Origin of the sequence: Paenibacillus planticolens (assembly GCF_013141725.1) — a bacterium.
Taxonomy (GTDB): domain Bacteria; phylum Bacillota; class Bacilli; order Paenibacillales; family NBRC-103111; genus Paenibacillus_E; species Paenibacillus_E planticolens.
This window is the reverse complement of the sequence record NZ_WHNZ01000086.1, coordinates 39763-51344: the sequence shown is the minus strand read 5'-3', so window position 1 is coordinate 51344 and position 11582 is coordinate 39763. Positions and strand designations below refer to the sequence as shown.

General features: G+C 51.2%; 12 protein-coding genes. 3 read left to right on the top strand and 9 right to left on the bottom strand.

The window, feature by feature from the left end:
• The first annotated feature begins 156 nt into the window (after nt 1-156).
• Entirely contained in the window at nt 157-474 is a 318-nt protein-coding gene (locus tag GC097_RS32945; RefSeq protein ID WP_171687492.1) for a dehydrogenase, read from the top strand.
• A 420-nt stretch (nt 475-894) separates the two neighbouring features.
• On the opposite strand, the gene GC097_RS32940 is transcribed toward GC097_RS32945, so the two are convergent.
• Nucleotides 895-2193, bottom strand: coding sequence for an alpha-glucosidase/alpha-galactosidase (locus GC097_RS32940; protein ID WP_171687491.1), 1299 nt, complete (start codon nt 2191-2193; stop codon nt 895-897).
• Nucleotides 2194-2337: 144 nt separating this feature from the next.
• Here GC097_RS32940 and GC097_RS32935 point away from each other — a divergent pair, with 144 nt between their 5' ends.
• Entirely contained in the window at nt 2338-3192 is an 855-nt protein-coding gene (locus GC097_RS32935) for an AraC family transcriptional regulator (RefSeq protein WP_171687490.1), read from the top strand.
• Nucleotides 3193-3361: 169 nt separating this feature from the next.
• On the opposite strand, the gene GC097_RS32930 is transcribed toward GC097_RS32935, so the two are convergent.
• The 3 genes from GC097_RS32930 to GC097_RS32920 all read right to left on the bottom strand — a co-directional run bounded on the left by GC097_RS32930 (nt 3362) and on the right by GC097_RS32920 (nt 5305).
• Complete coding sequence (locus tag GC097_RS32930; RefSeq protein ID WP_171687489.1) at nt 3362-3655, bottom strand: Dabb family protein; 294 nt, start codon at nt 3653-3655, stop codon at nt 3362-3364.
• A 110-nt stretch (nt 3656-3765) separates the two neighbouring features.
• Nucleotides 3766-4446, bottom strand: a complete 681-nt coding sequence (locus GC097_RS32925) for an NAD(P)H-binding protein (protein WP_171687488.1) — start codon at nt 4444-4446, stop codon at nt 3766-3768.
• Nucleotides 4447-4507: 61 nt separating this feature from the next.
• A complete protein-coding gene (locus tag GC097_RS32920) occupies nt 4508-5305 on the bottom strand; it encodes an RDD family protein (RefSeq protein ID WP_171687487.1) in 798 nt (265 codons plus the stop codon).
• A gap of 142 nt (nt 5306-5447) precedes the next feature.
• Here GC097_RS32920 and GC097_RS32915 point away from each other — a divergent pair, with 142 nt between their 5' ends.
• The gene (locus tag GC097_RS32915) at nt 5448-6422 is read left to right on the top strand and encodes a stage II sporulation protein M (protein WP_171687486.1); all 975 of its coding nucleotides are present in this window, start codon (nt 5448-5450) and stop codon (nt 6420-6422) included.
• Here the strand turns inward: GC097_RS32915 and GC097_RS35125 are convergent.
• From GC097_RS35125 to GC097_RS32890, 5 genes are read right to left on the bottom strand one after another with little or no spacing between them, the layout of a single operon-like run.
• A complete protein-coding gene (locus tag GC097_RS35125) occupies nt 6417-7790 on the bottom strand; it encodes a DUF58 domain-containing protein (protein WP_171687485.1) in 1374 nt (457 codons plus the stop codon). The genes GC097_RS32915 and GC097_RS35125 overlap by 6 nt on opposite strands.
• Nucleotides 7741-8661: an AAA family ATPase gene (locus GC097_RS32905; protein ID WP_171687484.1), complete on the bottom strand. Its 921-nt coding sequence runs from the start codon at nt 8659-8661 to the stop codon at nt 7741-7743. Before GC097_RS32905 ends, GC097_RS35125 begins: the two co-directional genes overlap by 50 nt.
• Nucleotides 8662-8666: 5 nt before the next feature.
• Nucleotides 8667-9800, bottom strand: a complete 1134-nt coding sequence (locus GC097_RS32900) for a DUF4350 domain-containing protein (RefSeq protein WP_171687483.1) — start codon at nt 9798-9800, stop codon at nt 8667-8669.
• Nucleotides 9781-10434 (bottom strand): DUF4129 domain-containing protein, encoded by a 654-nt coding sequence (locus tag GC097_RS32895; protein ID WP_171687482.1) that lies wholly within the window; start codon nt 10432-10434, stop codon nt 9781-9783. Before GC097_RS32895 ends, GC097_RS32900 begins: the two co-directional genes overlap by 20 nt.
• A complete protein-coding gene (locus tag GC097_RS32890; RefSeq protein WP_171687481.1) occupies nt 10427-11461 on the bottom strand; it encodes a hypothetical protein in 1035 nt (344 codons plus the stop codon). The genes GC097_RS32895 and GC097_RS32890 overlap by 8 nt, the downstream gene beginning before the upstream one ends.
• Between the last annotated feature and the right edge of the window lie 121 nt (nt 11462-11582).

Sequence of the window (11582 nt, the reverse complement as noted above, 5' to 3'; positions counted from 1 at the left end):
CCGTTCATATTCCTCTCCTACAATTCGAATGAGCGGAACGCCGAAACGGTGCAGCTGTAAGACACACAGCAACTTGGGCTCCTTAGGTTCCTGTCCCTAGTGGCTCCAAGCCCACTCTATGCATACAAATAACATAGAGGGAGTGTGGTTGCAGTCATGATCAACAACAAACAAAGTGAGAAACATAAGCAGCAGCTGCCCAATGCCCGCAGCATTCGGAGAGCTTGCAGCAAGGAGCTGTACCGGACCGTGAAACGGTTGAAAATATGGCTAACCCCGGAACAAATCAAAGAGGCCGAGGAGCTGTATGTCAAAAAGGTGATGCTCAATCTCCCCTTCATCGTGGAGAACGGTTCCAACCGTAAAGCGCTATCCGACTGGTTTGACGTCAATGTCGGACCTGAGCTTGCTCCTATTTGGAAAGTTGATCCAGCAGCCCTAAACAGCGCCTTTCGCGATGCATTTGGCGGGTAAGTAAAAAGAGACCGTCCCATAAGTGAAAATTAAAGGCGCGGGACTCAGATTATATTCAGGGAGAATGGACTTTTAAATGAGTAAAGGAGTTAAGCGGCTTGTAACTGCTTAACTCCTTTGCTTTTTGCGTCTATTGCTGCTTTATGGGTTATCCTCTTTGTGCAATTTTGCTTCTGTAGTCAGATTATAGGAAAATTTTCCCTCTAATCTGATTGCAGAAGACTGTCATATCCATTTAGCCGGAAAAACTCCCTCTATTTGCACCAATTTCATAAGAATTCTCTGTTTCCGGTCAAATTAAGGGGAGTTTTCCCTCTAAATCTCTGCAAGGTCATCATTCGAGCCATTTAGTGGGATATTTTCCCTTTATCTTACCTCGCCTACCTATTTATGAGACATCCTCTTTTTTTCTGAAAAGGATTAGGAGAACTCAGGCAGCCAGCTGCCATGAGCGGCAATCAAATCATCGCACATCGCTACGATGTCGTCCATCGACAGCTCAGCCGCCGTATGTGGATCCAGCATCGCCGCGTGATAAATATGCTCGCGTTTGCGCGTAATCGCCGCTTCAATCGTCAGCAGCTGCGTATTGATGTTCGTACGGTTGAGCGCCGCAAGCTGTGGCGGCAGATCGCCAACATAAGTAGGCGTAACCCCGTTGCGGTCAACGAGACAAGGCACTTCCACGCAAGCTTCGCGCGGCAAATTCGTAATTAAGCCGGTATTCATCACGTTGCCACCGATTTTGAACGGAATATCCGTCTCAATCGCTTCGAAAATGTACGACGCATACTCGTGAGAACGCACATGCGTCAAATTCGCATCGTTCACGAGATCCTCGCGCATTTGCTTCCAGCGGCTGATTTGTTCGATGCAGCGGCGCGGGTACTCGTCAAGCGGAATGTTAAAGCGGTCAATCAGCTCCGGATAATTCCGTTTGATAAAGTACGGATGGTACTCCGCATTGTGCTCGGAGGATTCCGTAATATAATGGCCGAATTTCAGCATCATTTCAAATCGGACCATATCCGGGTGCTTTTCTTTCTGCTTCTCAATCGCGCGCTTCTTGATTTCCGGATACAGATCGACGCCGTCCTTCGTTACTTCAAGCAGCCAAGCCATATGATTAATGCCCGCGATTTTGGCTTTTACGCCTTCCTTCTCCATGCCAAGGCTTTTAAACAGCTCAGGAATGCATGCCTGCACGCTGTGGCAGAGGCCGACGGTGCGAACGCCGCCATGCGTATTCATCACATTGGTTAATACAGCCATTGGATTCGTATAGTTTAGGAACAAAGCATCCGGGCATACCTCGCGAATATCCGCCGCAAAATCCAGCATAACAGGAATCGTACGCAGATTTCGGAAAATACCGCCAATGCCGACCGTATCCGCGATCGTTTGCCGCAAACCGTATTTTTTCGGAATCTCAAAATCCGTAATCGTACATGGATCATAGCCACCTACTTGGATGGCGTTCACCACATATTTCGCTCCTCGCAGAGCTTCCTTGCGGTCCGTATACGTTTGGATGATCGACGTGCTTCCGGCCGTTTTTTTGATATTATTCAACATGTTTGCCGAGTCCTGCAGGCGCTCATGGTCAATATCAAAGAGAGCGATTTCAAAGCCTTGCAATGCGGGAGTTTGCAGGCAATCTCCAAGCACGTTTTTAGCAAACACTGTACTTCCGGCGCCTAGGAATGTAATTTTGGACATGTAGGAACAACCTCCAATATGTAGTCGTTATCATATCTTCACTATAACGCAGGCATTCAAGGAAGCATATGGATTGAACGAATTCCGATATGGACATTTGTAGTTTATTGCGGTAACTTAAAAATAAAAACATGCGAGGCAACCATGATTGCGGAACATAACTCTTATACCGTCAGCATTAATTCTCATGAGAGCAATAGCGAGCTGTCCGTGCTTTTTAGCGGAGAAGGCAAGCCTCACCCTCTTCACAAGATGGGACCGGCCGTCCACGATTACTATTTGATTCATACCGTACATTCCGGCAAAGGTACTTTCGAGATGCATAACCGCACTTACACATGCGAAACCGGCGACAGCTTCATCATCTTCCCCGGTGAGTTGTTTAGCTACACCGCGGATGCCGAGCAGCCTTGGCACTATACGTGGGTCGCTTTTAATGGCCGGAGTGCGGGCATGACGATGACCCAAATTGGCGCTTCCCCGCAAAATGCCGTCATTTCGGGAAGCTCCCCCCGCTCCATCCGTCACTATTACCGCCGCATCCGCTCCTGTTTTCATCCGTCGATGCAGCCGGCGCTTGAGGATATCGCAGCCGCCGGCTGGCTTCGTCTGCTGCTCCGTGAGCTTGGCCGGGCGGGCAATCCTCATGTGATGGAGAAGCCCGCCACAGAAACGGACATCCAGCGGCAAGTCAATCAGGCGGTCCGTTACCTGGAGCTGCAGTACACGCAAACCGTCTCCATCGAGCAGCTCGCCCGCACATTAGGCTACCACCGAACATATTTATGCAAAATGTTCAAACAAGCCACGGGCCTCTCCCCCATGCAATACTTATTCAAAATCCGCATGGAACGCGCCAAGCAACTGTTGGAAACGGCCATGACTATTGACCAGGTGGCCTCTTCCGTCGGCTTCAACGATGCGCTCTACTTCTCCAAACAGTTCCACAAATGGAGCGGCAGCGCACCTTCCGTGTATCGGAAGGAACGGACAAAGTAAGGGTGACTTTTTCAGGTGAGTGAGCGTGAGAGGCGGATGGGCACGAGCTGGGAGAGATAAGGGAGTTCTGCAGTGTTAACTTGAGCAGCGCGTGAGAGGGGCATCACAATGCCCCTTCAACAATAAAAAAAGCTCCCCATCCCATAAGGGGCGGAAAGCTTTCTCCCGTTTAAATCTCAATATCAACAATCAAGCTATCTTCACGGCCCACTTCACGAATATAGGCCGCAACCGCTTGATGCTCTGGATTTGGACCATATGCTTCCAGCGCAGCTCTGTCCTCGAAACGGACCGATAAAACCACTTGATATCCTTTATTTTTCTCCGAAAAGTTAAGCCCCGCTTGAATATCGACGATCCCCGTCAGATGAGGACGAAGCGCTTTAAAACGGTCAACGACTTCTTGAAGCTGCTCCTGCGTTGTTGTTTCTCCGAATTTCACGAGTACAATATGATCGATCATGGTATAAAACCTGCTTTCCCCAAACAATTTTGGCACGTTTATGATTAACGTCTCTAATCATATCAGGAAGATGTATATTCGTCGATATTGGCAAGGGGCCTCAACTGCCCCTACTTCGCAGCCAGCTCAGCAATACGGGCGGACAATACAATGTGAGCACCCGCCTCGCCCATCTTCGCAGAGGCAATTAATCCGGCGGCAATCGTGCTCGCATGAATTGGGCGGTAAGTCCGAAGCCCGCCAATCATCAGCGGCGAAATCGCCCGGGAAATCAGGCTGCCAAGGTGTTCACCCACACGGACCTCATCCCGGTCCCCCAGGATCAGAGAGGGACGAAGCAAGTAGAGCGAACGCAGGTTCAGTGAACGCAGCCCATGCTCGACATCGCCTTTTACGCGATTGTAGAAAATAGACGACGCTGGGTTCGCTCCCATTGCCGTCACGATGGCAAAAACCCCCGCCTTCCCCCTGCTCGCGATTTCCCCCAGCTTCATCGGGTATTCGAAGTCTACTTTGCGAAACTGCTCTTGAGAGCCCGCCTTTTTAATGGTCGTTCCCAATGTGCAAAATACGTGAGCATCCTCCATCGTCACAGGCTCAAGCACCTCATCCAACCGGTTATAATCGGTAATAACTTGGACCAGCTTTTCATGCCCCCGAAGATGACCGGCTTGCATGTCCCTGCGAACGAGCGCAATAACTTTATCGTACGTACGATCTTCCAAGAGCAACCGGATCAGCTCGCGTCCCACTAACCCTGTACCTCCGGCTACGACAGCTGACGTTCCCATACTTTCCCTCCTCTGAGCAGCCCTATTTACGGCCAATTGCATTGGTACGTCATTCCTACGTTTATATCTCCCAATCTTCTCGCAAAGTCTCATAAACCTTGACTAAGAACGCAGAAGCATCTTGGGCAATCCCAGGATTTTGATTCAACTTATTGGCAAAATAGTGCGCAATGGGCGCAGCCAGCTCCGCCAATTTTACTGCATGCATCGTAGGTACTCGCTCCACCCAAGCCTGTAGTAGCTGCCAATCCTGCGCGGTGATCTCCTGTCTGAAAGCATCCTCGATATTCAACACGATATCAGGATAGTTTTTTCTAGAAATCGCCCTATCCAGTTGTTTCCGGCGTTTAATCCGTTCAAAACGAGCTTCGATCACAACAATCGTTCCGGCAACCATATCCCCAACCCGCTTATCCTTCGAGCTTAAAAAGATGCTGACTGCTCCTATAAAATAGAAAACCGGCATCATATCCAGCAAACGAAACAGATTCCTAATCAGAATGGATAAAATCGTAGCCGACTGGCCGTTGTTTTGAATGACGCGCAGCCCGAGTATTCTCTTGCCTGGCGTTTGCCCGCCCATAAAAGCTTCCGTGCCAATAAAGTAACCAAGGTTCAATATAATCCATAAAACTATGGTAATCGCAAGAACATAATCCGCGAGGGCTGGCAGCCAATCGCCTGAATATAACCGGCTCACCAGAATAGCGAATACAAACAATATCGCATTAATCCCTGCCAAAATGAGGCTGTCCAAGAGATGCGCCACCGTCCTGCTGCCAATCCCGGCAGTTTGGAACTGCAGCTGCACCTGCTCAGGGGTAATGATGGTTACTTCTTTATCCAGAGACTCGTTCATAGCATCTCCTTAACATTGCAAAATTATGGTAATCCAAGACTTGAATATGATAGAATAAACAGGTTAAACGCAAAACGGGAGCCTACACTTACGCTTACAACAACGATTACGTTTTGCCAAGTAGAACGCTTAGGAGGCTTTCATGGACATCTCGCGCTTTATCCGGGAACACAAATCGCAATGGACGGAGCTCGAAGAGCTGCTGCTCCAGCTCAGCAAGAGAAAACGCAGCCTACAAGCCAGTCACATAAACAGATTTACCGAGTTATACAAAATCGTATCCGCCCATTTGGCAACGCTGCAAACGTACTCGCCGGCGCATGAAACAACGGTTTATTTGAATCACCTTGTCTCCCAAGCGCACAATGCGATGTATAAAGAGGGAAATAAAAGCAGCACACAGCTGAAGGAATTCTTCCTCACTTACTTCCCTTCGCTGATTCAAGCCAGAAGCTTGTTCGTCGGTTTGGCCTTCGTCCTTTTTCTGCTTGGAGGCTTACTCGGCTTCCTATCGGTCTGGAAAGATCCGCTCAATCTGTCCCTTATTATGCCGGGAGCCATGGCAGATAGCATCGATCCGTCCAAAACGGCAGATCCCCGCGGCGACTTACATTCCCCGCTTGTTTCAACAGCCATCATGACGAACAACATCCGGGTCGCCGTCCTCGCCTTCATCAGCGGCGTGACGCTTGGCATAGGTACCGTCTACCTCATGATCAGCAACGGCCTGCTCGTCGGAGCCTTAGCCGCTGTCTTCATGCAATCCGGGAAAAGCTATGTATTCTGGGCGTACATTTTGCCCCATGGCATCATTGAGCTTACCGCTATTTTTATCGCGGGCGGAGCCGGTTTGTACATGGGCTATCGCTTCTTCGTGCCAGGACCCTATCCGCGCAAGCTGCGCTTCCTGGAGTCGGCCAAGGAATCCGCCCAGCTTCTGATCGGCACGATTCCTTTATTCATCATCGCAGGAATCATTGAAGGCTACATTACACCTTCTACGTTATCTCTCGAAATGAAATACATCATCGCGGGCATTACGTTGCTGCTCCTGGCTCTATATTATGTATATGGCAGCCGCAAAAGAGCCAAGGGGCAACCGCAATTAACGCTATAAGCGATCGCGCGCTTTCAAATCCAAATACGCATTAACCGCGCTCAGCGTCAGTTGGTCGGCGGGGACATCCATCACGGGGATGCCTCTGCCGGCCATTTCGTTTACGTAAGCGTAACGATCCGTCGCAAATTTGTGAGCCACGCTCTGCCTGTAAGCCTGCCGGCTGTCCTCTGCGCGGATGCGCACCCATTGATGAAGAAGCGGATCCTGCAAGGAGAGGAGCAGCACATGGTGACTTCTGCGGAGCCGCTGCACGTAAGGCAGCATTTCCCCGTTGTACAAATAGCTTTCCATATCGGAAAACAATACGATGAGCGAGCGTTTTTTCAGAAAGCGCAGCACATGCGTGAAGGCGATCTGCGGGCCGGATTCAACGAAATCGGTGCTTAGATCAAACACGGCCTTCGTCAATGTCTGCAAATGAGAGAGTCCTTTCCCCGCCGGCACATACACTTTGACTTCGTTCGAGTAAGCGATGAGCGCTACTTGATCCCCCTGCTTGAGAGCTACGGCAGCCAACGTCAAAGCAGCTTCCAGCGTACGGTCCAGCTTCACTTGCCCATCCAGCTCAATCGCCATTTGCCTGCCGCAATCCAGCACGAGCGTGACAATCTTCCCTTTTTCCGGTTGAAAATGGTTCGTCATCAGCTTCGTCGTTCGCGCCGACGCGATCCAATTGATATGCCGGATGTCATCCCCCTGCACATAATCGCGAATATAGTGAAATTCGGAGCCGCTGCGCTGCTTTTTAAACACACGGTGGCCTTCTAAAATTAGAGTATCTTGAACGGCGCTAAGCACTCCGCGCACCTGAGACAAATCCGGATAAATCTCGATCACATCGCAGGAACTTATTCGCACCTGCTTCTGCCAAAGTCCCATGCCACCCGAATAGCGCAGGTACACGTATTCAAAATCGTACTTGCCTCTTTCGAGCGCCGTTGTCGTATAACCGAAAGCTGCATAGGTCCCGCGAAAGACTCCGCTTAATCGGCTGCTCACCAAACGGAAGGTGTAAGGCACATGATCCATAAGCTCTATGTGAACAGAAGAAGGCTCCGAATTCTCAAGCTCAAGATTTACGTCAAAAGTGCTTCTCAAATCCGCTTGCTCCGGAAGCGTGCGGCGCAACCTCCAACTGCCGCGCTTGGGCAGCAAAAGGAGATCCGCCGTGCTCAGCACAAGCAGCAGCGCATTGAAGCACCAGAAGACAGGCAGGACCGCATCCAGAGGAGCGACGATCAGCATGCCGACAGCGCCAATCAGCACGATGCCAATAAATCTTCGCGTAGGCAGGATGAAGTCCTGAAAGATCGTTTTATCTAGGAACCGGAATAGAACCGAGCGTTTCTTGGATGATGTGGTCACTTGTTCCGCCCTCCAGTTCCGCTTGCGGTGTCAGCAGCAGTCTGTGCCGCAGCGCAGGCCGCGCCACAAGCTTGATATCGTCTGGCGTGACATACGTCCGACCATCCAGCAAAGCCCATGCTTTACTCGCCATCAGCAACGCGATACCGGCCCGTGGACTTGCCCCCAGCTGAACTTTTTTGGACTCGCGGGTTTTGCGGACGATCGTTGCGATGTAAGTGTATAAGGAATCCTCCACCACCACATCCGACAGCTTCCGCTGCAGTTCTGTGATCCGTTCAGGAGTCAGCAGAGCCTGAAGCGGCTCCTCTTGGTGCTGATGAAACGGCACATGTCCCCGAAGAATGGCGACCTCGGCTTCTTCGCCGGGATAATCAAGCACCAGTTTAAACAAGAAGCGGTCGAGCTGCGCTTCCGGCAGCGGGTAAGTGCCTTCGTATTCAACGGGATTTTGGGTCGCTACGACAAAGAACGGGTTAGGCAGTTTGTACGTGTTCCCCTGAATCGTCACCTGCCGCTCTTCCATCGCTTCGAGCAGAGCCGCTTGCGTCTTTGGACCGGAACGGTTAATTTCATCAGCAAGAAGCACATGAGTGAAAATCGGCCCCTGAATCGTCTTAAACGAGTGATCCTGCATCTGATAAATCACACTGCCTGTAATATCTCCGGGCATCAAATCCGGCGTAAATTGGATGCGGCGGTACTCGCCGCCTACTAATTCCGCCAGCGTGCGCGCCATTTTGGTTTTACCAAGGCCCGGCACCCCTTCCAGGAGGACATGTCCCCCGGCTAACAGGGCTGTAACGAGCAGCCTGGTGTTCAGCTTTTGGCCGAGCACGCGCTGCTCCATCGCTTGTATAAGTTCATTCATTACGCTCACTCCTTCTCCAAGTAGGCGATCATCTCGCCCATCTCCCGCGTTCGCTGCACGAACGCTTTGGCGCTCACGCCGCCGCTCGCAGGCGGCGGCTCCAGCAGGCGCGCAAGCTGCGCCGCCTGCGCTTCCGACATCCGGCCGTGCGCACTCTCCGCGGCCTGCGAAGGACTGGCGCTGGGGCTAAGCCCCCAGCGCTGATGCAGCAGCTGCCGCAGGAACAGCTGCTGCTGGGCCAGCGCCTCGTGCCGGTAGCCGAGGCGCTCGTACCAAGCGGCGACGGCGTGCACGCCTTCGTCGCCGCGACGGACCGTCCACGCCCGCGGCGTATGGACGGGACCGAAGCGCTTGCCGCGCAGCCAGATCCACAGCAGCAGCGCAAGGCCAAGCTGCACGCTGGCGAGCACGAGCCACGCGGGATAGACGGCCAGCAGTCCGGGCTTCGTCCCGAAGCCGTGATGGGTCTCATCGACCCACACGGCGTCCCAGGACTTCGCGAACAGCGGCCAGACCAGTTCGAAATGGGACGCTTCATCGATTGTCCCATTCTGCATCCACTCCGGGGTCAGCACCACAGTGATACTGCCAGCCCCTTCCTGTACGCGGCTGGCGAGCACGCCGCGGTCATCCTCGAACAGCACCTGCCCGCCGTCGTCAGGCATAATTCTGTAGCGAGTATCCACTCTGCCTGTCAGCGTCCCCTCCGCTGGCGTATAGCCCGGCTGGACCCGAATCGTCGAGAGGCTGTTATCCTTCGCGCTCCCCTCCACCGGAATGACCTCCCAAGTCGTCCACCTTTCAGGATCGCGATCAAACAAAATGGCGTCATTGCCGGCTTGAACCCATTTCAGCAATTGCTCCCGGTCCGACTTCGTCACAGCAGACGGCTGAATGGCGACTAACAGCATCGAACGACCGCTAGGCAAGTATTTCCAATCCAGCCGCCATTCCTTAACCGCAGTCTGCTTCGTGCCAAGCAGCTCCTTCCAGGCTTTCGTCCCGTCTACGTCCGCTGAGAAGGAAAGATAGGGCGGTTGGTCCGGAAGCTTCGGCTTCACCAGCCAGTAGCCTAGTCCGAGAAACAGCACGATGCTGAGAGCTAGTCCTGCATACAGCTTATTCGGCCCTTTCGTCATCGCCTTCTTCCCCCTTCCTGCCGATAACCCGGGCAACCTGTTCATACAGCCAAATAAACTGCTGTTCGGTCACAGCTTCCTTCCCGTACCAGATTCGTTCGAAAAGCAGCGAACTCTCCTCAAACAAAGGAACAAACGAAGAAGCTGCGCTTTTCAGCTCCTCCGCATATTCCCAGTTCGTTTTCCATTTTTCCACACGTATCAATCGCGCATCTTCCATGTAAAACAGAAGGGACAGAAAGACGGAACGCACTCCCTCCCGCCAGTCGCCCACTCCCCTAAGATCCGCTGCCTGCTGCCAATAATAGCGATAAGATCGGCTTACTTGGCCTTGCGGCAAGTAAGCTTGGGAACGAACCCTCTTTTGCCAGAGGATTTGTTTCACGAACCAATAGATCGCAAAAGCGGCAATACCCAGCAGCAGAATAGCGACCCCTACAGTCAGCCAATCCGTAACCGTGTCAGACACCTCAAAATGAGGAAACCAGCTCTTGATCTTGCGAAATACAGGCTCCAGCCATGACCAGAGCGATCCGTTTTTTTTCGCTTCATAAGCCGTATATTCACTTTGTTTCAATATCTCCAGCAATTGCTCTTTATCGTCCTGCAAAGAAGAAATAGAAGCATTAATCATTCTTTTTATCCAGATCAATAGGAATTTGTATGTGTTCGTTCGCTGCCTCAGGAATCGTGCTATCGATTAAAGATTGAAGGCCCAATCCTTCATTCCGCACCTTCAAATCGAAGAAGCTCACCGCATACGGCAGAAACCAAAGCGACATAACCAGGATAGAAATCAAGCTTTGCAGCAGCTGCGCTCCAAGCCCTAAACCGAAAACAGCGGCAACGATAAGCTGAACAACGATCAGAAAGAGATACAAAATTAGGGTAAGCACAACATACATCCCGAATAAACGCCAGAAACTTTTGCGCGTTAATCCCCAGCTGCGGCCAATGCCAACGGACTCCTCCCCTAGAGCAACTATAGGCAAACAGTAACCCCAACGAATAACAAAATATGCAAACGTGAATAGCGATCCCAAACCAAGAGCGGCAAAAAATACGATGGTAAACGCTAACGCACCGCCGCCAAAGCCGCCTGCAGCATTCGACAAGCTTCCGCCTACAGCAAAAATAATAGCAAAAATACCTACTATAATAGCCATCCCCAAATAAATTCCGATTACAATAAGTCCGAATAAGAACGTACTGCCTGCGAGCGGCCAGAATCTAGCGAACGATTTCCTTAATAATTGCCCTACGCCGGGCGTTTCTTCCCCATACAGACTGGCTTTCACAAGATGAACGACAGATGCGATCGAGGCCGGCATGAGGCCTAACATCATAATCGGGAACAATACCAGCACCAAAGTGAGTGTTCTCCATAAGTATCCTTCACCACGAGAAGCCGGGTCATTTTGCAGGAAAGTAGAGTTTGGTCCAAACATATCCTCCAGCGAGCCGCCATTTCGAATTTGCTCCAAAATCGACCCCGAAGTCATTGCGGTTTCTTGATAGGTCAATAGGTGCTGCAGGAGATAAAATGGACCATATAAAATCAGCATGATAAGTGTTAATACTAAGAAGTGTTTACGATACAATTGGAAGCTGCGGTCTAAGATTCTTCCAATCCCCATCGGTCTTAAGGATACGTTTTGCATGGTTAACCCCCCAAATGTTGGTAATTCTTTAACTCCTTGACTATTATACACTAATCCTTTGGGGTTCTGACCACTAAATTACATAAAAAATAAGTTTAAAATGAAAAAAAGCCGGACCCAT

Coding starts and splice junctions, on each gene's coding strand:
- GC097_RS32945 (WP_171687492.1), top strand. CDS start 157: ATGATCAACAACAAACAAAGTGAGAAACATAAGCAGCAGCTGCCCAAT.
- GC097_RS32940 (WP_171687491.1), bottom strand. CDS start 2,193: ATGTCCAAAATTACATTCCTAGGCGCCGGAAGTACAGTGTTTGCTAAA.
- GC097_RS32935 (WP_171687490.1), top strand. CDS start 2,338: ATGATTGCGGAACATAACTCTTATACCGTCAGCATTAATTCTCATGAG.
- GC097_RS32930 (WP_171687489.1), bottom strand. CDS start 3,655: ATGATCGATCATATTGTACTCGTGAAATTCGGAGAAACAACAACGCAG.
- GC097_RS32925 (WP_171687488.1), bottom strand. CDS start 4,446: ATGGGAACGTCAGCTGTCGTAGCCGGAGGTACAGGGTTAGTGGGACGC.
- GC097_RS32920 (WP_171687487.1), bottom strand. CDS start 5,305: ATGAACGAGTCTCTGGATAAAGAAGTAACCATCATTACCCCTGAGCAG.
- GC097_RS32915 (WP_171687486.1), top strand. CDS start 5,448: ATGGACATCTCGCGCTTTATCCGGGAACACAAATCGCAATGGACGGAG.
- GC097_RS32905 (WP_171687484.1), bottom strand. CDS start 8,661: ATGAATGAACTTATACAAGCGATGGAGCAGCGCGTGCTCGGCCAAAAG.
- GC097_RS32900 (WP_171687483.1), bottom strand. CDS start 9,800: ATGACGAAAGGGCCGAATAAGCTGTATGCAGGACTAGCTCTCAGCATC.
- GC097_RS32895 (WP_171687482.1), bottom strand. CDS start 10,434: ATGATTAATGCTTCTATTTCTTCTTTGCAGGACGATAAAGAGCAATTG.
- GC097_RS32890 (WP_171687481.1), bottom strand. CDS start 11,461: ATGCAAAACGTATCCTTAAGACCGATGGGGATTGGAAGAATCTTAGAC.